Source organism: Pseudoalteromonas sp. CnMc7-15 (genome assembly GCF_022347925.1).
Taxonomy (GTDB): Bacteria; Pseudomonadota; Gammaproteobacteria; order Enterobacterales; family Alteromonadaceae; genus Pseudoalteromonas; species Pseudoalteromonas ruthenica.
In genome coordinates, this window is sequence record NZ_JAKRFT010000001.1 from 791987 (window position 1) to 814744 (window position 22758).

Consider the following 22758-nt stretch of genomic DNA (forward strand, 5'->3'; position numbering starts at 1 on the left):
TGAGGGAGGTTTTATGGCGCACTTTATCGATAGGCGCCTGAACGGCAAGAATAAAAGCACGTTAAACAGACAGCGCTTTATTCGCCGCTATAAAAAGCAAATTAAAGAAGCCGTTTCAGACGCTATAAATAAACGCAGTGTTACTGATGTCTCTAGCGGAGAAAGCATTTCTATCCCCGCCAAAGACATCAAGGAGCCTTTTTTTCACCAAGGTCGCGGGGGGCATCGTGAGCAGGTACACCCGGGCAACGACCAATTTAATAAAGGCGATAAAATAAAACGCCCGCCGCAGGGTCAAGGCGGCGGCGCTGGTGAGGGCGAAGCCAGCGATCAAGGTGAAGGGCAAGATGAGTTTGTATTCTCAATTTCAAAGGATGAGTATCTAGACTTATTATTTGAAGATTTAGAACTACCGAACTTACAAGAAACCAGTGTCGATAAGCTAGTACAAATGAAAACGCACCGCGCTGGTTTTTGCAGCGATGGCATGCCAAGCAATATTGATATTGTTCGTTCTTTACAAGGTTCACTTGCTCGAAGAGTGGCGATGACCGCAGCAAAGCGACGCGAGCTCGCTGAACTAAAAGCGCAATTGGTTGAACTTGAGCATGCCCCCGTACCAGAGCAAACCAAAATTAACGCGCTCCTTGAGCAGATAGAAGTGCTTGAGCGAAAAATATCTGCGGTGCCTTTTATTGATAATTACGACTTACGCTTTCGCAACTACGAAAAGCGTCCGCACCCCACTTCTAAGGCCGTTATGTTTTGCCTTATGGATGTCTCTGGTTCGATGGATCAAGCCACCAAAGACATGGCGAAACGCTTTTATATTCTTCTCTACCTATTTCTTACCCGCAGCTATGAAAACATTGAGGTGGTGTATATCCGCCATCATACTCAAGCCAAGGAGGTCGACGAACAAGAGTTTTTTTACTCGCAAGAGACTGGCGGCACCATTGTCTCCAGCGCATTAAAACTGATGCATCAAATAGTGAGTGAGCGATACGCATCCAGTGAATGGAATATCTACGCAGCGCAGGCGTCCGATGGCGACAACTGGGCAGATGATTCACCGCAATGCGCCGATTTGTTGAGCAATAAAATCTTACCCATGGTGCGATACTATGCCTATGTCGAAATCACCAATCGTGCACACCAAAGCTTGTGGCGAGAGTATGAGCAACTCGCGGCTCAATTCGGCAACTTTGCCATAGAGCACATTCGTGCTGTTGATGATATTTATCCTATTTTCCGAGAGCTATTTAAGAAAAACGCCAACAAAACGGCGCGTAGCGCCTAGTAATGAGGGGCGATTATGACTCGAAAGCCATTAAGTGATGGTCCAGATTGGACTTTTGATTTGCTTGAGCAATACCGCGACGAAATAAAACGCGTTGCACAACACTATAAGCTTGATACTTACCCGAACCAAATTGAAGTGATCACCGCTGAGCAAATGATGGATGCGTACTCCAGTGTCGGTATGCCTATTGGCTACAACCATTGGTCGTACGGTAAGAAATTTATCCAAACTGAGCAAAACTATAAGCGCGGACAAATGGGACTGGCCTATGAGATTGTGATTAACTCCAACCCTTGTATCGCATACCTGATGGAAGAAAACACCATGCCGATGCAGGCCCTAGTCATGGCTCACGCCTGCTATGGCCACAACTCATTTTTTAAGGGTAACTATCTGTTTAAAACCTGGACGGATGCCGGTTCCATTATTGACTATTTACTCTTTGCCAAAAACTACATTGCCGAATGCGAGCAAAAATACGGTATTGATGAAGTGGAGAATATTCTCGACTCCTGCCATGCGCTAATGAATTACGGTGTGGATCGCTATAAAAGGCCACAGCAAATCTCATTGTTCGAAGAAAAGAGACGACAGAAAGAGCGAGCAGACTACTTACAGTCTCAGGTTAATGAGTTATGGCGCACAATTCCAGAGGCTGAGTCACACAGCAAACAAAAGCGCGAGCGTTTTCCGCGTGAGCCACAAGAAAATATTCTTTATTTCATCGAAAAAAATGCGCCTTTACTGGAGCCGTGGCAACGAGAAATTGTGCGTATTGTACGCAAAATCTCGCAGTACTTTTATCCACAAAAACAGACCCAAGTAATGAATGAAGGCTGGGCTACTTTTTGGCATTACACCATACTTAATCACCTGTATGATGAAGGAAAGGTCACCGACGGCTTTATGCTCGAAGTACTGCAAAGCCACACTAATGTGGTGTATCAACCTCCCTACAACAGTAACTACTACTCGGGGATTAACCCTTATGCCTTAGGGTTTAATATGATGACGGATATTCGCCGAATCTGCGAAAACCCAACGGATGAAGATAAGCAATGGTTTCCGGAGTATGCTGGCAGTGACTGGCTGGAGACCCTGCACTTTGCCATGCAAAACTTCAAAGATGAGAGCTTCATCAGTCAATTCCTTTCTCCTCGTATGATACGGGAGTTCAAACTGTTCTCCATCGTTGATGATGCTCAACAACCTCACTTGGAAGTCGGGGCTATTCACGATGAAGCGGGTTACCAAGCAATTAGGGAAACCCTATCAGCGCAGTACAACCTCAGTAATCATGAACCTAATATTCAGATCTATGATGTTGATATTAGAGGGGATCGTTCTTTAACTTTACGCTATGTACCACATCAATCGATTCCTTTGGCGGACTCAAGCGATGAGGTGATGAAGCACCTATATCGGTTGTGGGGATTTGCAGTGAGGTTAGAGCAAGAGCAACAAGATGGCAGTACCCAACTGCTCAGTCAGTGTCCTGCAGCGCAAAACAGCGACGCTTAATTAAGCGCCGTTGTTAGCGATAGAAATGCGGTTTCGCCCTTCTTGTTTTGACTTGTACAGCGCTTTGTCTGCTGCGGCGACCCACTGCTCATGTTGCTCAAAAGCGCTGTCGTACTGAGCGATCCCTACACTAATAGTCATTTTAATGACTTCCTCGTCAACAACCACTTGCGAACTTTCAACCTGTGCCCGCAAGCGCTCGGCAAATACTTTGGCGCCTTCTGCATCTGTATCATATAAAGTAATAGCAAACTCTTCACCGCCATAACGCCCAGCCATGTCACTTTCGCGTAAGGTGTTGCTGATAATGTTGGCTATGTGTCTTAACGCCTCATCTCCTGCCGCATGGCCATGACTGTCGTTAATATTTTTGAAGTGATCGATATCTAGCATTAACAAGCTATCATGCCCTTGTGAGCGACTCACACGCTTAAACTCTTTTTGCAGACTTTCTTCCCAAAAGCTGCGATTAGGTAATTGTGTTAACCCGTCAGTGCGACTGATTTGCTCGAGCATGCGATTTGCTTCTTCCAATTCGATTTTATTCACTGCCTCGTCGGTTACATCATAAATAATGATGCATACGTGAGTCACATCTCCGGTGGTACTGGTTAACGGGATGAAAGTCGCATTTTGGTACATATGATTCGCTTTACCAGTGATCGGACGGTAGTTCTTAAAGCGAAAAATATAGGGCTTTTGCTCCCAAATAGTGAATGAGCGATTTTTCAGTACAAACACTGACTCGGTTTTGGTTCGAAACCACTTCTCATCAATGCTGGGGAACAAGTCGAATAAGTCTTTGTCTTTCACTGCACTAGGCAGCAGCCCAGAGTGATTCTCCATAAAGCCATTCCATATGCACACCCGGTATTTGCGATCCAATACCACAAGGCCCACATCCACGGTATTAAACATATCCATGAGCCAGTGTATTTCGTGCATATTAAAATCAGCTGCAGGCATAAATTAATCTTCCAATAGGTATTCGACTTTGTATTTGAGAGTTTTCAGGGAATCTTCTGTGAACAACAACATGAGGTCGCAATTTATATCGTGGTCCTCGATTCCATAGCTGATTTCTATCGCCAATGTACGTTGCCAGCGCGAGCGGTTGGCCGAGACCAATTCTTCAACTTCACGATGCTGACCGAGCACCACTGGGTGGCCTTGGGAAAAACCCACATCGAGCTGCTTCGCTAAGCCGGTAAGTACCGAGCCCACTAAAATATTGCTGACATCCATTAATAGTTCGAGCTCTACCGCATCGGTGATCTCTCCCTCGTAATTCATCAGTGAAGCAATTTCTTTAAAGCTGGAGTCATTAAGCAATAACAACGCCTCGCCCGAGATCCCCCCACCAATAAAGCCCTGACAGATGCCTGAAGTTGCCGCATTTTGGTCGATTGAGCGAAGTGCCATTGCCAGCTCATTCACTTCAAGTACGTTTACATTAGGAATGGGCAGCTTCACGAATACATTAAGTAGCCGCGCGAGCAAGTCACCCGCTTGCCCCATCGCCACATTGGTGATCTCTTGATAAATGTCACGAATATCCGGGTCAAGCTGTTCCCCGAGCTGTAAGGCTAAACGTTGGCGTGCCGCCTTATCTTTTATGCCGTGCTGATCAATAATTTGCTCTAACTTGCTGGCATCGCACGGTTTGGCAATGAAATCAATCGCACCAAGCGCAAGAACACGCTCGTGCGCTGTCGGTTGGATATCACCAGAGACCACCACAACGAGCACCTGAATATTACGCTCTTTGATGGCCTGCAAGACTTGATAACCATCCATGCCTGGCATGTTGAGGTCTAGAAACAAGATTTCCGGTGAAAACGACTGCAATTTGTCTAGGCAGTCTTCGCCGTTGACGGCGTATTCCAGTTTTATTTCCCAATCTTCGGGTAGGGATCGGGCTAACTGCCTGCGAGCAACTGTGGAGTCATCACAAATTAACACTGGTGTTTTCATGACAGGCAGTACCTCACTCGCATGATCGTTGAATGGTGGTTAGTCGTATCGGAATGCGTTGTTATTGTTGTTGATCGCAAACTAGCCTGCATTAATGTTAATAAAAGATAACAATAAACACAATTTAAATATCCACCGCCGCTATATCCTTTTGTACTGGCGTATAGATATAATAGTTCATAGGATTTTGCAGAAAATAGAAAAGAGAGCGTTATGTTTAAGAAATTAGCACTGTGCACCCTGTTGACCTGCAGCACTGTGGCGCTAGCTCAGCAAAGCGAGACTATCAATACCATTGATGCTGGTAAAGTCACAGCCCAAGGAAAGCCTGTCACCCTGCTAGGGAAAGGAGTCAAAGTGGGTGATGCCGCACCGGATTTTCGTACCGTGAATGCCCAATTTGAACCACGCAGCTTAAATGACTACCAAGGCAAAGCGGTTCTATTGAGCGTAGTTCCGAGCTTAGACACTGGCGTGTGCAGTATTCAAACAAAGCACTTCAATGAAAAAGTGGCCAGCGAATTCCCTCAAGTCGCTATGTTAACTGTCAGCACTGATTTACCTTTTGCGCAAAAACGTTATTGCGCCGCAGAGGGAATTGACAAGCTAGAGACTCTCTCAGATGCTGTATGGCGAGATTTCGGTGAGCAGTATGGTTTACTTATCAAAGATATGGGCTTGCTTAGCCGTGCCGTATTGGTGTTGGATAAAGACCACAAAGTCATCTACAAACAACTTGTTAGCGACCTATCCAAAGAGCCTAATTACGATCATGCGATCAGAGCACTGAATAGCTTATAGACTCAGTTTTATTGGTGATAGTAAAAAGGCGCCTTGTGTGGCGCCTTTCGTATTACCAATTCTGCAATTGCTGCTGGGCTAGCTCAGCCAGTAAAGCGATATGAGCCTCGCTATCATTAAGCGCGGGAATGTAGTCTAGGCTCTCGCCTCCCGCCTCTTTGAACACTTCGGCGTTTTCCACGGAAATCTCTTCCAAGGTTTCTAAGCAGTCTGCAGCAAAAGCCGGGCAAACCACCTGCACTGTTTTCACCCCTTGCTCTGGCAACGCTTCCAAAGTTTCATCGGTATAGGGTTTTAACCACTCTTCAGCACCAAAACGCGATTGGAAGGTCATCATCCATTGCTCATCACTGAGCCCCAACTTGGCTGCTGTATTTTGCGCTGTAGCCTGGCAATGCTCAAAGTAAGGATCGCCTTTTTTAACACAGCGCTTAGGAATGCCATGAAAAGAGAAAATCAGTTTATCCGCCTCGCCATGCTGAGCGCGGTAATCGGCAATAGATTGCGCCAATGCATTAATATAGCTAGGCTTCTCGTAGTAGTGCTTAAGGAAACGAATTTCCGGTAAGTTACGCACGGTTTTTAGATGCGCCATCAGCTTGTCGAATACCGCAGCCGTGGTTGTCGCAGAGTACTGTGGATAAAGCGGCAACACCGCTATTTTATCGATGCCACGCGCCTGCATATCTTTAATACGGCTAGCGATGCTGGGGTTGCCATAGGTCATGGCATAGTCGACGTGAATGGCCTCTCCCGTCCCTTGTTCTAAGTGCTGCCGTAAGGCAATGCTTTGTTGCTCCGTAATTGCGCGCAGCGGCGAGCCTTGCTCCTGCCATATTGATGCGTATGCTTTAGCCACCTTGGGCGAGCGAATAGGAAGAATGATGCCGTTGAGAATAAAAAACCACACTGCTGGCGGTATCTCTACGACGCGAGTGTCGGATAAAAACTCGCGCAAATAAACACGAACGGCTTTTGACGTGGGCGCATCAGGGGTACCAAGATTAACTAACAGCACCCCGTAACGGCTGGCGCTTTGCGATAAAGCAAGTGACATAGCAATGAAGTCCTAAACGCTAAATTAAAAGTGATTATACTTTGAAAACAATCGCTAAGATCAAAAAAAACCGCCTTCAGGCGGTTTTTTTAGTGCGGGGTTAGCCTAGCAGTTCGGCTAACTGCTGGCTGACTGCTTCAACAGCTTGGGTACCATCGAGTTTATGGTATTGAGTGTTGCCAGCAGCCGCTTCTTTTTGATAATAATCAACTAACGGCTTAGTTTGCTCGTGATATATAGCAAGACGTTTGCGTACTGTTTCTTCAGTATCGTCGTCACGGATGATCAAATCTTCACCGGTAACATCATCTTTGCCATCCACCTTGGGTGGATTGTAAACCACATGGTAAACACGACCAGAACCTGGGTGAACACGACGTCCGCCCATACGCTCAACAATGACTTCATCAGCCACATCGAACTCAATCACGTGATCGACATCGATGCCATTTTCTTTCATTGCATCGGCTTGAGGGATGGTACGTGGGAAACCATCGAGCAAGAAACCGTTTTCACAATCAGCCTTGGCGACACGCTCTTTTACAAGACCAATAATAATCTCGTCAGACACAAGTTGTCCGGCATCCATCACCTTTTTCGCTTCTAAGCCAAGCGGTGTGCCCTCTTTAATAGCTGCGCGCAACATATCGCCAGTAGAGATTTGCGGAATGTTGTATTTGTCCATTAAAAACTGAGCTTGCGTGCCTTTACCTGCACCGGGTGCGCCTAATAGGATGATGCGCATAATTGATTCCTCGTGTCTGAGTTGGGGTTACAAAATAAACTCAAATTTTTTCACATGGGCCGACGTTACTCAAGGGTAAAGAGATAAAACTTTGGTCCAATTTTCATATTCGTGTAATAACTGAACAAGCGGGTACAAAAAAGCCCAGCAATTGCTGGGCTTTTTCACGCTTTATGCGATTTATGCGTCAGCATCACGCTGAGCTTTTAAACGCGCCAGACGGCCCACTTGGTGAGTAGACGTTAGGAACGAATAAATAGGCGCTAAGTAACCGCGCTTGCGAAGCTCTAGGAAAGCTTCGTCGCTTAGCTCATTTAACTTTTTCTCATCAATTAGATAGATACCTGAGATATCTTTCTTTTCGCCTTTGATATCCACAGTCAGCGTTTGTGGTACCAATAGCTCTTTATCTGCAAGATACTGAGTGAAGGTTTCAGTCACACCTGAGAATTCAATGAACGACACAAGTGCATCTTTACGACGCTTCAGGTATTCAGTTTCTTCGCCATTTTCAAACAGTGCATTACCGTCTTCCTCGCCTACCAACGGGCTAGCTTCATCGATAACTACACCGTACTGCTCTTCTTCTGGGTGCTTAACAAGACCTAGCGGATAGCGAGTCACAGCTAATGGGGCAAAACCTGCTACCCACTGATCGCCATCTACAAATAGGTTTTCACCTGGTTCAAGTCCAAAAATCGCTACCGCTTGGAATTTACCAGTTTCATTATTTTTAACGAATGCCATCGGAAATTCGTTAGCAACACGACCAAACTCGTGAGCAACTACAGGAACGAGGTGCTGAGTTTTCAAAAATTCTAGGTTAATGCCATTTTTGATTTTTGTGTTGGCATGTTTTTCGTTATGCAAAGGCTGCACTTGTTGCTCCGCCATATTACTGCTCCATTAATTTTACGTATTTGTTACTTATCTAGTGGCACTAAGGCTAGCGGTTTTACTAGGAAAAAGGAAGTGAAAATTTTGTGGCAACGGAACATCGCATTTGACTCTAATTGATTTTGGCTAACATAATGCTGTCTAACCCGTTACAAGCTAAAACCAATGTATACACTGAATTTAGATTACCAAGTGAACGTCATTGCAATTCCTGCAACCAATGAAAGCGTGGTCGTCGTTGATGACTTCTTAGCTAACCCTGAACAAGTCATTCACTATGCCAAAACCACCGCATACTTTAACCCTCCGGGAACGGACCGCTCTTTTTATCCAGGTAAACGCGACAAAATGCCTTTACCCTATAAACGCGCGCTATCAGAATTACTCAATAGTCTGCGCGACAGAGGAGTGTTGCAACTTGACGGTAAAGTAGATATTTACAGAAACGAGTTATCTCTGACCACGGTGAAAGAGTCTCAACTTTCGCTCTTTCAAAAAGCCCCCCATATCGATAGCTTAGATAACAAAGACTATGCAACCGTGCACTATTTATGCTCTGAGCAACATGGCGGCACCTCCTTTTATTGCTACCGACCAACGGGGATGGCGCAGTTTAGTGATGACAACGCTGTCAAAAACATGCTTAAATCAATTCAGCATCATGCACATAGTTTTGATGGTTATATTCAGGGCGACTCCGCACTTTTCGAGCGAGTACTGAGTGTGCCGGCGAAATTCAATAGAATCATTATTTATCAGGGCAATATATTGCACAGCGCTGATTTAAAGGGACAACATAATCAGCAGGATGATATAGATAATGGTCGTCTGAGTGTCGCTTCCTTTTTCTACTTAGAATAAAAAATAAAGGAATAAGAATGAAAGATTTATCACGTGTTATTGTCGTTGGCGGTGGCACTTCTGGCTGGCTTAGCGCGGCCTACTTAGCCAGTAGTTTCAAGCGAACCGGACGAGATATTAAAGTCAGTATTATTGAGTCAGACACTATCCCCACAATTGGCGTTGGTGAAGGCACCTTCCCTACTATCGTCAATACCCTGTATGAGATTGGCCTTTCTGAAAAAGAGTTTATCGCTGAGTGTGACGCCAGCTTTAAGCAAGGTGCTCTTTTTAAAAATTGGCTGTATAACCCAAGCGAAAAACCTCATGCCTATTACCACCCTTTTGATCCCCCCGCCAAACCAAAAGGCCTTGATTTGAGCGCATATTGGGTGAGCCGAAAACACCAAGGCACGATGCAACAAGATTTTGCCCACGCAACGTCGGTGCAGTCATTCCTGTGCGACGAAAACCTCGCACCTAAGACACCTGAGACGGGAGAATATGCTTGGCTTGCCAAGTATGCATACCACCTCGATGCCGCAAAGCTGGGTCAGTTACTCAAAAAGCATGCAATGAACAAGTTACAGGTTGAGCATATTGTTGCAGATATTGAGCAAGTAGAGCTTGATGAGCAAGGTTTCATCGCGCACTTAGTTGATAAGCAGCAACGCCAGCATGACGCTGATTTTTTTGTCGACTGTACGGGCTTCTCCTCTTTGCTGTTAGCAAAAGCTTTAAAGGTGCCCTTTGTTGATAAGAGCCACTATCTCACAGTTGATACCGCCGTAGTGTTACCTGTGGAATATGCCGATGCCGAGACCCCTATCACGACCCATACGGTGTCCACGGCGCAAGACGCCGGATGGATTTGGGATATTGCCTTACAAAATCGCCGAGGCACCGGTTATGTTTACAATTCACACTACTGCTCCAAAGAGCAGGCTGAGAAAACCTTGTGCGATTATCATGGTATTGCCCATGATAGTGAGAAGCGCTATCGTCATATCAGCTTCAAAACCGGCTACCGAGAAAAATCGTGGGCCAAGAACTGCTGTGCTATCGGTTTTTCCAGTGGCTTTGTCGAGCCTTTGGAAGCAACCGCTATAGCCATGGTTGAGGCGGGGGTGCGCTCTCTTGCCGCCCGTTTCCCTGCAACTCGAGAAGCAATGCTAGAGAGAGAAAAACAATACAATCGTATTTTCACATCCCGTTGGGACAACATTATCGATTTCATTAAGCTGCATTATTGTCTCACCAAGCGCGATGATACCCCTTTTTGGCGAGAGCAGAAAAACCCCGAGACCATTCCTGCCTCACTGCAGGAAAAGCTTAAGGCTTGGCAGCATTATGGTATCACCGATGGCGACTTACCCTACAAATACGACCTGTTTACTCTCGCTAGTTGGCAATACATTCTCTATGGATTAGAGTTTTTACCTGACTACGTTGAAAAAGCGCCAATCAACGAGGAGATCATCGACAAGGCATTTGCCTCAATCGCCGCACAAAAACGCAGTGCCGCAAGCAAGCTCTTGTCAAACAGAGCATTGCTCGAAGCGTTTGGTGCGTCGTGTAAAAGCTAAATTTTCTGCAGCCCATGTTGGGCTATATTGTTAAGCAAAGCTCGGTGCTTAGGCAGCTGCTTTAGCAGCTGCTCACCATAGCTTGTTAGCATAGCAATCAACTCTTTATGCTCAGCCTTGGCAACTAAATGAGCGCATGGCTTAAAATGCATACCATAAAGAATGTACAAGTAGTTCTCTAGCTCAAACACTTCATATTTAGAGTTAAAGTCAGACTTCTTAGGGACTTGGTATTGCCACAACGCAAGGCGTTCTTTGAGCACCACAGACATGCTGTCAGTTGACTTCATTGCCCGCCAGAATGCAGAGTCTTGACGATCTGAAAGATAATAGTGCAATTGGATAAAATCGACGACTCGGCGCCATGCATAATCGACAATTTCGTTATACTTTTTAGCGGCTAACGCTAGCGCATGATGCTGCACTGGCAAATTCTCGGCCAACAGCTTTGCACTAAAGTCAGTCAGCAGAATGGAGGTAGCCTCTAAAGGCTCAACAAAGCCTTGAGCAAGCCCTAAAGCCACACAATTCTTATGCCAAGCCCGCTCAGCGAACCCCGCTTTCATGTCAATTTCCCGTACTTTTAAGCCAGATAACGGCTGACCTAAATAACGTTCAAATTTGGTATATGCCTGCTCTTTTGTTAAGTAGTCACTGGCATACACAAAGCCGGTTCCACGTCGTGTGGTCAGGGCAATGTCCCATATCCAGCCGGCCTGATGTGCTGTGGCCAGCGTGTAAGGTGGGATCGCATCATCTGCAGAGGTCGGGACTTGGGCCGTAATGGCTTTATCAATCGGCAGCTGAGCACTTACATCCACTGATTTAACGCCCAAGGCTTGTCGATGCAAAATACTCGAAAAGCCACTGCAATCAACAAAAAAATCGCCGCTGACTTGGCCACTATCGTCGGTTTGCAGCTCACTGATGTAGCCTTCATCATTGCACTTTACCGCTGTAACGTTGGTTTTCAGTAACTTCACGTTGAACCGAGATGTGGCATTGTCCTTTAATAGTTGGGCAAACTTGAGCGCATTGAGGTGATAGGCATAACTGGCGTGGCCAGTGTATTGCGCTTGAGTTATTGCCTTAGGGCCGACACCGTGCTCACAGAGCATATGTTGAAACGAAACGGTTTCGGCGAATGAGGCGGTTGTTGTGTCACTGAGCCAAGTTTGCGTGACATCTTGATTATTTGGAAAGGGGTATTCGAACAAGTGATGATAATAGTTGTGTTCACCATGGTGGTGTTTATCAAGCCAGTTTATGAACTTTATTGATTGTTTAAACGTCGCATCGCACTGGGTAATAAAGGTTTGCTCGGAAATACCAAAACTTTGTAAGGTACTGACCATCATCGGCACAGTGCCCTCACCGACGCCAATGGTTGGAATAGTAGGTGACTCAATTAAGCACACCTCAATATCGCTGCCTAATAGTCTCTTGCCAATGTGATTTGCAGCCAACCAACCAGATGTACCACCACCGACAATAACGACTTTTCTCAACTTTTTCATTTTCAAACTGCCACTTGCCTAAACAAAAAACCCGAGCATGAGCTCGGGTTTTATCAACAATATCGCTTTAGAAGCGGAATTGTAAACCAACAGAGTAACGCGACTCACCCTGATAATTATACGCAGGGTATCCACGACTGAAGCGTGGGTTATCAGTGTCAGTCCAGTTTTGGTGGTTACCAACCTGGATGCTGTCTTCCTCTAGAAGGTTTGTAACATCGGCGATAATAGTGAAGTTCTCGTTGATATCGTAACTCGCACTTAAGTCCAATGTTCCAAAGTCTTCATGTAGACGACTACCGTAGAAGCCCGTTTCACGAATCATGTACTCTGAACGCCAAGTATAGGCTGCACGTAATGATAGTGCGTCGGTCTCATAAAACGCCACTGTGTTCACTGTGTGCTCTGATGCATCGGAGAATACAGAGTTGCCATCTACGAAGTTCTCTGCATTGGCATCTGAATCAGAGTAAGTGTAGTTTACAACAGCCCCGAAACCGTTATCAAACGTATGCTGCAACTGGAACTCTGCACCATAAATGGTGCCACCGTCACCGTCTGTGTACGTCTCTACACGCCAGTTGTCGGTGTTTGTTCCTGGGTCAACGATACCAATACTTTGACCTGGTTGTTCTGTATTTGTGGTAAAGGTGTCAACGTCTTTCCAAAAGAAGCTACCTGCAATTAAGCTAGACGGTGCGTAGTAATACTCAACACCAACATCAGCTTGGTTCGCTTTAAATGGGCTCAGTGACGGAGTACCTTTGGTGACCGACTGGTTGTTATCGTCGTTGTCGTCATAACCTGCTAATGCAGCGTTACTGAACATGTCATTGTAGTTTGGACGAGAAATAACGGTCGCAGCAGATACACGTAAGATCATGTCTTGAGAAAGGTCATAAGCCAAGTTAAAGCTAGGTAAAACCTCTGAATAGTCATGTTCTTCAGTTGTTAAAGCTGTCGAGTAACCATTATTAAATGCATGCGTTGGGTCGACAAAACCAGGTGCTAAAGCATAGGCTTGCGAGGTTGCTTCAGTTGACACGTAACGTAAACCGAAGTTACCACGGAAATTTTCACCTGAGTAATTAGCCATTACATAGGCAGCAACCGTTTCTTCGTTTAGTGATGCATATCCTGAGCGTTCACGAGCCCAGCTTTCGATGAACTCTTGAGTATAAGCAATCATCTCAGCGCCATCACCATTAGGGATAGAGATATCGCTCATGCCAGCATCAATTCGGCCATCGGTGAAGCGGTCAGCATCAACGATTTCAGCCTCTGCAGCACCATCAAAGTTCAAGTTGGGACGGTTTTTGTCACGAACAACATCGTGATCGGACCAACGTAAACCGGTTTTAATTGACGTGATGTATTCAAAGTCTGTTTCGAACTCTACATCTACCTGTGCATACGTTTCTTCATCCGTACGCGGCTCATTAACAATCGCGCCCGGCTGTAACCCTTCCCAGCCAACGTACTCGCCAGCCGCAGGCAATGGATAAGATTGGTCTTCGGTATCAAAAATCCAATTCGTGCCCGTGCCATCAAGTGTGCCTACCGAGCCGCCTAGGCCCGAAATATAAGCAACGTTGGTTTCAAAATTGGTACCACCCGTGGCTTCTGATGTGCCCACTTGAACTTCAACCGTGAAGCCATCGCCTAAGAACTTCATGTCTGCGGCAATCAGTTCAGTTTCCATTGTTGCGTTACGTGGACGCACGTCCCAATAGCTGTTTGCACCTAAACCTGTGTCATCAAACCACTGTTGCGATGAAGTACAACGCTCTGGCACACCATCGGCATTCAGCGCTTCGCAGTTAGACGTATCTTGTGGGATCCATACTTGATTATTTACGCCATCAGCACCCAACTCAAGATTCATATAGTGTACGCCGAACTCAAGTGCATCAGTTGGTGCGTACTGGAGCTGGATATCATAGGCTGTGCGCTCACGCTCTTGCACAAAAGCAGTTGGCGCAATACGACCACCCCAAATGGGTAACGCCTCATCACCGCGACGTTCCAGTGTATAGTCCGATTGTGCAACAGAAATTAATGCACCAAAATTCTCAGCTTCGTTTTTCCAGCTGACTAACCCAGAAACGGTTGGATCGATTTCATCTGACTGGCTAGAACCCGAACCTTTAACGCTGCCAAAAATAGTCATTGGCTCTAAATCTAGAGGCTTGCGGGTATTTACGATTACAGTACCGCCAACACCACCTTCTAACAGGTCTGCTTGCGATGACTTGTACACTTCCATATCAGCGATCATTTCTGGTGGAAGCATAGAGTAGTTGAAGGTACGGTCAATGGCTTGTTGTGAATACCAACCTGTAGAGGCCACATTCTGACCATTTAGCGTGGTTAATGTCAGCGAGTTTGACGCACCACGGATAGAGACGGCTGAACCTTCACCAAACTGACGAGAAACAGTAACACCAGGCACACGACCTAGAGCCTCGGCAAGGTTATTATCAGGAAATTCACCAATGTCCTCTGCTGACACCGCGTCTACCACGGCATTAGCAAAGCGTTTGGTATTCATTGACGCTTCTAATGAGCGGCGGATACCGCGCACTTCAATTACTTCAACATCTTCTTTTGCTTGAGTTTGTGCATCAGCCGCTACTGCTGCGCCGGAAAAACCAGCACCCATAGCAAGGCCGATATTCACTGCTAATAAGCTTTTTTTAAAATTTTTAGCTAACACAGGATTCCCCTTGAATCATTTTGTTGATTTTTTTATCACTTCTGCCCAGTGATGATGACAACGCTGTCATCTACTAACAAACCATACACCCTAAATTACAATTTCGCTACATCTTTTTGGCTTTTTTGTTTAAAAAAACCGCGAGTTAATCTTTAACTCTATGATTTAGTGAACATTTAATAGAGGTGAATTTAGCTCTGCTAGTGTGAAATCGAGATGAATATAACACAAATGTGACAACAAAAGTAAAGCCTAATTGGCAACTTGGTTTCTGATTAAGGTAAATAAGAGGGCAGTTTTGATTCTACTTGCCGCTAAGTGAGCGACTAAGTACCTGTAAAAGTAAGAATAATTTTAAAATGCTTAAAGTATCCCCTGTTCTACTCTCAGTTGGATAACTTTAACAACAACTATTCTCATAGCACTATTTTTATACAAAAGATAATAGTGTAGCGGCGCTTTAATACAGAGCATCGGGCAGAAGCGTTTGTATCTTTTCAAGGGTCACAATTAATTATCAATAACAATGACAGCGCTGTCATTGTTATTCTATGCAAATATTCTGCTGCCGTCTAGTGCCCACTGCAATTAAATCTATATTTGCTTACAAAAACTTGGGGGCACGATTTTGCAGCCATTGATTAGCGCCTTCTAGCAGGATACCAAAAGCTAAACTGTCAGCCATTTAGCTTACATCCCTAAATAACAAAAGCGCGGCAATAGCCGCGCTTTTGTTATTCATTATTGATAGTCATACGGTTAAGGAGCCCAATACACCTCGAGCTCAATATCGGGATGCTGCAATATTGCTCGCAGTGGCATCTCTGCAACATCTCCTTGCTGCTTAGCCGCTTTATAAGTTGCAAGCTTCTGCTCACCACTGATAAGTAACTTCACGACCTTTGATTGGGCAATAGCATGCACCGTTAATGTCATTCGCTCGGTAATCGCTCCTGTCACCTCACTTTCAATCGCATTAATAGCACATACCAGTTGCTCGGCTTGAAGCCCAGTTTCTAAACCCTGCGCGTGCGGGAAAAGAGACGCCGTATGGCCATCCGGTCCCATGCCCAAAATGGTTACATCATAAGGGCGGTGCACTTGCTGATAGTGCTGCTCACATGCCTCAACGCCTTGCTCAGCAGTCGGGGCTGCGTTTTTCATGGTGATAAAGTTAGCGCGCGCAGCCTTATTTTGTAGCAAGGTATTGTTGATGAAAGTCTCGTTACTTTTCTCGTGACTGGCATCAACCCAGCGCTCATCAACCATAGCAACATCCACTTTGTGCCAATCAATATCAAGGTTTGATAGGTACTTATAGGCGGGAGCCGGCGATGAGCCGCCAGATACCATCAGCGCTGCACGGCTATTTTCAGCTAAACCTTGGGTCAAGCGCTGCTCTAGTGACTCGGCCAAACTGGCGGTCATCTGCTCTTTGGAATCAAAGAAGTGTTCTGTAATATTCGCCATTACGCGCCCTCCCCGGTATTAAACCAACGGTGGTTATTTGTTGCTAAAAGCTCATCTGCATCATCTGGGCCCCATGAGCCAGCTCGGTATAGGGACGGGATCCCTTTTTCCTGCCAACGTTCGATAATAGGATCAATCCATTTCCATGCTTGACGCACTTCATCACGATGAATAAATAGCGCTGGGTTATTGGCCGCCGCATCCAACATTAAGCGTTTATAGGCATCTGAATGGAAACCCTTTGAGTAGGTTTCTGAAAGCTCGATATTTAACGTAACAGGCTCTAGTTGCATTTCTAGATTGTCCAAACGCTTAGACATTAACGTAAGTTGGATGCTTTCCTCTGGTTGCAGGCGGATCACCAGGCGATTAGGCTGGATGGGACCGACATCTTGCTCATACACATTGTGCGAGACCGGCTTGTATTCAACAACAATCTCCGCACAACGCTTATGCATACGCTTGCCTGTGCGCAAATAAAATGGCACGCCAGCCCAACGCCAGTTATCGATATGCGCTTTGATAGCGACAAAGGTTTCTGTCGCGCTTGAGCCTTCACCTAGTTCTTCTAAATACCCCGGCACGAGTTTACCGTCGAGATCGCCTGGTACATATTGGCCACGCACGATATTTTCATCGACTTGCTCACCCACCAACGGCCTTAGCGCCTCAAGCACTTTTAATTTTTCAGTGCGAATGGAGTTCGCATTGAGCTTATGCGGCGACTCCATCGCCACCAAGCAAAGTAATTGTAACAAGTGGTTCTGCACCATATCACGCAGCGCGCCGGCTTTATCATAGAAGCCCGCGCGGCTTTCAAGGCCCACCGTTTCCGAGATGCTAATTTGAATATTATCAATCGACTTGGCATCCCATAAATTCTCAAACAAAGAGTTAGAGAAGCGTAACGCCATCAGGTTTTGAACCGTCTCTTTGCCTAAATAGTGGTCAATACGGAAAATCTGCTCTTCACTGAAGAATTGTGCAATTTTCGCGTTGATCTCTTCTGCCGACTTACCACAGTAGCCGATGGGCTTTTCAACCACCACACGCGAGGTATCAGTAATCAACTCTTTAGCAGAGAGAATTTCACAGCAGGTGCCATACACTGCTGGCGGCAATGATAAGTAGAATACACGTGATTTATCTGCTTCGTGCTCATCTAAAATCGTTTTTAGCTCATCCCAATGACTGTCCGCCTCGGTCACATTGACAACGACTGGCACTAAGAACTCTGCGAACGCCTTCCAATCTTTGGCATTGTACTCACCTTTGGCCAAGTACTCTTTCATTGCTTTGTGAGCGGTATCAATATATTCGTCACGTTTATCTGCGCCACGAACAGTGGGGAGGATGCGTGTCCCTTGTGGTAGGTTCCCTTCCTGATAAGCGCGATACATCGCCGGAAGCAATTTGCGCAAGGCCAAATCGCCACCGCCGCCAAAAATGATAATATCAAAAGGATTTAGCATGATTTACTCTCTACCTGTTTGGTGCCCATTTCGTGTGGATGCAGATTCACACCCTAGGGGCTGCTCTCATCGGCTATCTATCGAGCCAATAATACTTGTTATTATGAGGACAGTATAACCTTTCGCGGCTCTATCCTGTGACAGTTTTCACACTGACATCGATGAATACGAAGTCAGCGGCCAAATCCACCTAAATGAAAATGGCAAAGCTCCGACACAGTTTTCGTGTTATCGGAGCTTTAGAATAAATGAGTCTTAGGGTAACCATACGTCCTCTCACAAACATACAGGCCCTAAAGACTCCAGCGCTACCCGTTCAAAGGTATTCTTTTGTGCTGGTCCGTAAAGGAAATAGAGTCTTAGAGGGTCAGTAAAACCACACTGCCCCTCTAAGCCCTCCAGCGCTACTCGGCTGTGCTGCCTAGGCAGCAAATTCTGTTTATCGTTTACTTTGATAATAATTCATTAATCCAGCTGTCGAACTATCGTGATCGCCGACTTGGCCATCGCTCAGCTCAGCTTCAATGCTTTTAGCCAACCCTTTGCCCAATTCCACACCCCACTGATCAAAAGAGCAAATTTCAAGGATGATACCTTGAACAAAAATTTTGTGCTCATACAACGCAATGAGGCGGCCAAGTCCTCTCGCATCCACGGTGTCTAACAGTATCGAAGAAGTAGGACGATTGCCTTGATGTACTTTGTGAGCAACCAATTGGTCAATTTCCTCGGAGCTGACCCCTTTTGCAGTAAGCTCATCGCGGATTTGCTCAGCGCTGACACCATTCATCATGGCTTCGGTCTGCGCAAAAAAGTTCGACATCAATACGCGGTGATGCTCACCCACTTCCACTTGCGGCTTAATCGAGCCAATAAAATCTGCCGGAACGATGGTGGTGCCTTGGTGTAAATATTGATAAAACGCGTGCTGACCATTTATTCCCGTCATGCCCCAAATAAGCGGGACTGTGGTGTAATTAACGCGAGAACCGGAAAAATTAACTGACTTACCGTTACTTTCCATTTCCCCCTGCTGTAAATAGGCGGGGAGCATATGCAATGCTTGGTCATAGGGTAAAATAGCTTGCGCCTTATGATCTAAGAAAGTGGTATTCCAGACACTTAATAGCCCCATCAGCACCGGGATGTTGTTCGCCATTGGCTGGTTTTTAAAGTGTTGGTCAATTTCAAATGCCCCTTCAAGCAACTCGATAAAGGCATCGAAACCTAAATATAAAGCGATAGGTAAACCAATTGCGCTCCACATTGAAAATCGACCACCAACCCAATCCCACATGGTAAATACATTCTCAGGCGCAATGCCAAATGCAGAGGTTTTCTCTAAATTGGTGCTCACAGCAACGAAGTGCTTAGCAATTGCACCCGCTTCGCTCGTAGCATCTTGTAACCATTGCACCGCTGTTTGGGCGTTGGTCATGGTTTCAGAGGTGGTAAAAGTCTTTGAGGAAATAACGAACAGTGTGGTTTCAGGGTCAACTGCATCCAATACTTTCGCAATTTGTACACCATCGGCGTTGGAAACATAATGTACGTCTAGGGTGTCATCGGCAAAGCTTGCGAGAGCCTCAGTGGCCATTTGTGGACCCAGGTTTGAGCCACCCACGCCTATACTCACAACATGGCGAATTGCCTTGCCGCTAAATCCGAGCCACTCACCTGAGCGCACTTTGGCAACAAAGGCGCGCATTTTCTCCAATTCAGTCTCGACTTGCTCGCTCACATTTTCACCATCAACGATAATCGCCGATTGGTCACGGTTGCGCAGCGCGCTATGCAAAACGGCGCGCTGTTCGGTAAAATTAATTTTTTCACCCGCGAACATCTTGTCGCGCCACTGCGCTAATTCACAGTCCTCAGCCAAACGAAGTAAATCGTCCTTCACCGGCTGGTTAATTAGCTGCTTAGAATAATCGAATAAAATGCCAGGAGCCTGAACGGAGAAAGTGTTGAAACGCGCATCATCGTTTGCAAAAAGCGTTTTTAAATGGGTGTTTTGTAATTCCTGAGCGCGCTTTTCTAGGCTCTGCCAGCTCGCTAGTTGTGAACGACTTGCTACCATTTTATACTTCCTTTAAGTCCTTGCTTATGGGGCTATTGTTACTATCATTAGCGCTAGGTAAAAATACGAAAGGCTCGCTGTGAAAAAGTGAATTGTCAGCGAAGATACTTTTTTACCTGCAAATATACGAAATTCAACCTAACGGCGTTAACACTAAGTTAAAATGACAACGCTGTCAATCTGCTAATTTGCGATTTTAGTGGAGGGATCATAGCGCATAATTTCGTCTTTGACACCGGTATCATGAGGAAAATTTAAAATTTTCTCTGCTATTTGCATTTAACTTTAGATACACTCATGGAGAAGCATGGCTATGTATGCGTTTTAAGCGATGTAAATGCTCTACAGCAACGCCAAAGCGATTTCATCGGCAAGGAAATAATAGAGCACGCTTAAGCAAAACAGGTCCACCGCGATAGTGACCTCTGTGTCTGCTACTCTTAATGACAACACCTGTGTGCCAACACAGACATAATAAGAAAAGAACATGAAAGTAACGATAAATGATGTCGCGAAACTAGCTGGTGTATCAATGAAAACGGTTTCGCGAGTAATAAATAACGAGCCGTCCGTGCGCAAGAAAACGCACGATATCGTTATGGCCGCTGTAAACGAATTAAACTACCAACCTAACCTAGCTGCCCGCAACCTTGCAGGAACATCCTCTTATGCCATTGGCCTAGTGTATGATAACCCCAACGCCTATTATGTAATTGATATGCAAAACGGGGTGTTGTCTCACTGTCGAAAGGAGGGTTATGAGTTGGTCATTCACCCTTGCAGTTATGCCGATAGCACTATGCAAGAAGAACTAAAAACCATGATCAAGCGCTCGCGTATCGCAGGCCTAGTGTTAACCCCACCCCTTTCAGAACAGCAAGCATTGATTGATATGCTCGATGAGATGGGTATGCATTATGTGCGCATTCTCTCTGGCCGTGGTGATAGCGAACAGACTAGCCCGTGTATATATGTAAATGACTACGCTGCTGCATACGAAATTACGTCTCACTTAATAAGTTTAGGACACCGTAACATCGCTTTCATTTGTGGTGATCAAGGGCACAAATCAACCACCGAACGACTCGCTGGTTATGAGCAAGCCTTGCAAGATCATAGTATCAAGGTGCGTGAAGAGCTAATTTATCGCGGCGATTACTCATTTGAATCTGGCGTCAATGGTGCTAAAGCACTGCTTAAAGAAGGGAACCGTTTGGATATCAGTGCGGTGATGGGTGGTAACGATGAAATTGCAGCAGGTGCACTCTTTGCAGCGCGGCTTATGGATATGGCTATTCCCGATGAGTTATCGATCACGGGGTTTGAAGACTCGCCCTTCTCCAAACAAACTTGGCCAAAGCTGACCACCGCGCATCAGGATAACGATGTTATCTCTCAGCACGCCGCACGCTTGCTTTTTAGTAAGACTCGGGGAGCCCGTAATCAAGATAAAGAAATTATCCGCACTTTCACCCCCTCATTAGTGATGCGCGACAGCTCAGGCCCATTGAGCTAAGTAAACGCCTTAAAAGCGGTGCTCGTCACCGCTGTATTGTTCGTATAAGCCCTTACAACTGTTGTGAAATGACCGAGAAATAAGGATAATACGCGGGTTCTTTTCAGTTTTTTGGGTAGCTATGACGGAATATCTCTTACTGCTCGTCAGTACCGTGTTGGTAAACAATTTCGTGCTCGTACAGTTTCTTGGCCTATGCCCCTTTATGGGCGTATCAAGTAAGCTGGACACCGCCGTGGGCATGTCTATGGCCACCACCTTTGTATTGACACTGGCCTCCGTCACCAGCTACCTGGTTAATCAATATATTTTGCTGCCCTTAGAGCTCACCTTTTTGCGTACTATGAGTTTCATCTTGGTGATCGCCGTGGTGGTGCAGTTTACCGAAATGGTGGTGCAGAAGACTTCGCCGACGCTCTATCGCTTGTTAGGTATCTTTTTGCCGTTAATTACCACTAACTGCGCCGTACTCGGCGTTGCCCTGTTAAATATCAAAGAGCAGCATAGTTTTGTTGAATCTGCCGTATATGGCTTTGGTGCTGCCGTTGGTTTTTCTCTGGTACTGGTTTTATTCGCCGCCATGCGTGAGCGTTTGGCCGGCGCCGATGTACCTGTGCCATTCAAAGGTGCAGCAATCGCTATGGTAACGGCGGGACTTATGTCGATGGCCTTTATGGGCTTCAGCGGATTGGTAACGTTTTAATATGACCTTATTTTATGCCTTAATCGCCCTGGGTGTACTGGCCCTTATTTTTGGCGTGATCCTCGGTTTTGCTGCTGTGCGCTACCGAGTTGAAAGCGATCCTGTTGTCGAGCAAATTGATGCCATTTTGCCACAAACTCAATGCGGTCAATGCGGCTACCCTGGCTGTCGCCCTTATGCCGAAGCCATTGCCAACGGTGATGATGTCAATAAATGCCCGCCAGGGGGTGAAGCAACTGTTAAGAAGCTAGCCGACTTAATGGGGGTAGAAGCGAAGCCACTCGCCGGTGGCGAGGAAGCAGAGCCAGAGAAAAAAGTTGCCTACATTCGCGAGGACGAATGCATTGGCTGCACTAAGTGTATCCAAGCATGCCCGGTTGACGCCATTGTTGGGGCAACACGACAAATGCATACCGTACTCAAAGATGAGTGCACTGGCTGTGATTTGTGTGTTGAGCCCTGCCCGGTGGATTGCATTGATATGATCCCTCTAGCGCAAAGTAAACAAACGTGGAAATGGCAGCTCGATGCCATCCCCGTGACTCAGATAGATTAAGAGG

At 45.9% G+C, this 22758-nt stretch carries 18 protein-coding genes; 8 read left to right on the forward strand and 10 right to left on the reverse strand.

Annotated features, from left to right (window positions below):
* The first annotated feature begins 13 nt into the window (after positions 1 to 13).
* On the forward strand, positions 14 to 1300 hold the full coding sequence (locus tag MHM95_RS03610) for a YeaH/YhbH family protein (RefSeq protein ID WP_022946162.1): 1287 nt from the start codon (positions 14 to 16) through the stop codon (positions 1298 to 1300).
* A 15-nt stretch (positions 1301 to 1315) separates the two neighbouring features.
* On the forward strand, positions 1316 to 2824 hold the full coding sequence (locus MHM95_RS03615; RefSeq protein WP_239384250.1) for a SpoVR family protein: 1509 nt from the start codon (positions 1316 to 1318) through the stop codon (positions 2822 to 2824).
* On the opposite strand, the gene MHM95_RS03620 is transcribed toward MHM95_RS03615, so the two are convergent.
* Both MHM95_RS03620 and MHM95_RS03625 read right to left on the reverse strand, forming a co-directional pair.
* Entirely contained in the window at positions 2825 to 3790 is a 966-nt protein-coding gene (locus tag MHM95_RS03620) for a diguanylate cyclase (RefSeq protein ID WP_022946160.1), read from the reverse strand.
* Between the two features lie 3 nt (positions 3791 to 3793).
* Positions 3794 to 4798, reverse strand: coding sequence for a response regulator (locus tag MHM95_RS03625; protein ID WP_022946159.1), 1005 nt, complete (start codon positions 4796 to 4798; stop codon positions 3794 to 3796).
* 213 nt (positions 4799 to 5011) lie between these two features.
* Between MHM95_RS03625 and tpx the strand changes: the two genes are divergently transcribed.
* Positions 5012 to 5599, forward strand: a complete 588-nt coding sequence (tpx, locus tag MHM95_RS03630) for a thiol peroxidase (protein ID WP_022946158.1) — start codon at positions 5012 to 5014, stop codon at positions 5597 to 5599.
* 52 nt (positions 5600 to 5651) lie between these two features.
* Here tpx and hemH read toward each other — a convergent pair whose 3' ends face one another.
* From hemH to MHM95_RS03645, 3 genes are all read right to left on the reverse strand, one after another.
* The gene (hemH, locus tag MHM95_RS03635; protein ID WP_022946157.1) at positions 5652 to 6656 is read right to left on the reverse strand and encodes a ferrochelatase; all 1005 of its coding nucleotides are present in this window, start codon (positions 6654 to 6656) and stop codon (positions 5652 to 5654) included.
* A gap of 100 nt (positions 6657 to 6756) precedes the next feature.
* Complete coding sequence (adk, locus tag MHM95_RS03640; protein ID WP_022946156.1) at positions 6757 to 7401, reverse strand: adenylate kinase; 645 nt, start codon at positions 7399 to 7401, stop codon at positions 6757 to 6759.
* Between the two features lie 180 nt (positions 7402 to 7581).
* The gene (locus MHM95_RS03645; RefSeq protein WP_022946155.1) at positions 7582 to 8295 is read right to left on the reverse strand and encodes a SapC family protein; all 714 of its coding nucleotides are present in this window, start codon (positions 8293 to 8295) and stop codon (positions 7582 to 7584) included.
* Between the two features lie 168 nt (positions 8296 to 8463).
* Here MHM95_RS03645 and MHM95_RS03650 point away from each other — a divergent pair, with 168 nt between their 5' ends.
* Positions 8464 to 9159 (forward strand): DUF6445 family protein, encoded by a 696-nt coding sequence (locus MHM95_RS03650; RefSeq protein ID WP_239384252.1) that lies wholly within the window; start codon positions 8464 to 8466, stop codon positions 9157 to 9159.
* Positions 9160 to 9176: 17 nt separating this feature from the next.
* Positions 9177 to 10724 carry a tryptophan halogenase family protein gene (locus MHM95_RS03655; protein WP_239384254.1) on the forward strand — a complete coding sequence of 516 codons (1548 nt, stop codon included), beginning with the start codon at positions 9177 to 9179 and terminating at the stop codon, positions 10722 to 10724.
* Here MHM95_RS03655 and MHM95_RS03660 read toward each other — a convergent pair.
* The 5 genes from MHM95_RS03660 to pgi all read right to left on the reverse strand — a co-directional run bounded on the left by MHM95_RS03660 (position 10721) and on the right by pgi (position 19979).
* Complete coding sequence (locus MHM95_RS03660) at positions 10721 to 12241, reverse strand: tryptophan halogenase family protein (protein ID WP_239384255.1); 1521 nt, start codon at positions 12239 to 12241, stop codon at positions 10721 to 10723. The two genes, MHM95_RS03655 and MHM95_RS03660, sit on opposite strands and share 4 nt — an antisense overlap.
* 67 nt (positions 12242 to 12308) lie before the next feature.
* Complete coding sequence (locus MHM95_RS03665) at positions 12309 to 14957, reverse strand: TonB-dependent receptor (protein WP_022946151.1); 2649 nt, start codon at positions 14955 to 14957, stop codon at positions 12309 to 12311.
* Between the two features lie 759 nt (positions 14958 to 15716).
* The gene (pgl, locus tag MHM95_RS03670; RefSeq protein WP_239384257.1) at positions 15717 to 16427 is read right to left on the reverse strand and encodes a 6-phosphogluconolactonase; all 711 of its coding nucleotides are present in this window, start codon (positions 16425 to 16427) and stop codon (positions 15717 to 15719) included.
* On the reverse strand, positions 16427 to 17899 hold the full coding sequence (gene zwf / locus MHM95_RS03675; protein ID WP_022946149.1) for a glucose-6-phosphate dehydrogenase: 1473 nt from the start codon (positions 17897 to 17899) through the stop codon (positions 16427 to 16429). Before zwf ends, pgl begins: the two co-directional genes overlap by 1 nt.
* A gap of 439 nt (positions 17900 to 18338) precedes the next feature.
* Positions 18339 to 19979, reverse strand: coding sequence for a glucose-6-phosphate isomerase (pgi, locus tag MHM95_RS03680; protein WP_026111282.1), 1641 nt, complete (start codon positions 19977 to 19979; stop codon positions 18339 to 18341).
* A gap of 487 nt (positions 19980 to 20466) precedes the next feature.
* Here pgi and MHM95_RS03685 point away from each other — a divergent pair, with 487 nt between their 5' ends.
* The 3 genes from MHM95_RS03685 to rsxB all read left to right on the forward strand — a co-directional run bounded on the left by MHM95_RS03685 (position 20467) and on the right by rsxB (position 22754).
* Entirely contained in the window at positions 20467 to 21495 is a 1029-nt protein-coding gene (locus MHM95_RS03685) for a LacI family DNA-binding transcriptional regulator (RefSeq protein ID WP_022946148.1), read from the forward strand.
* Positions 21496 to 21616: 121 nt separating this feature from the next.
* Positions 21617 to 22198 carry an electron transport complex subunit RsxA gene (rsxA, locus tag MHM95_RS03690; protein ID WP_022946147.1) on the forward strand — a complete coding sequence of 194 codons (582 nt, stop codon included), beginning with the start codon at positions 21617 to 21619 and terminating at the stop codon, positions 22196 to 22198.
* Between the two features lies 1 nt (position 22199).
* Positions 22200 to 22754, forward strand: a complete 555-nt coding sequence (rsxB, locus tag MHM95_RS03695; RefSeq protein ID WP_022946146.1) for an electron transport complex subunit RsxB — start codon at positions 22200 to 22202, stop codon at positions 22752 to 22754.
* Positions 22755 to 22758 lie beyond the last annotated feature (4 nt).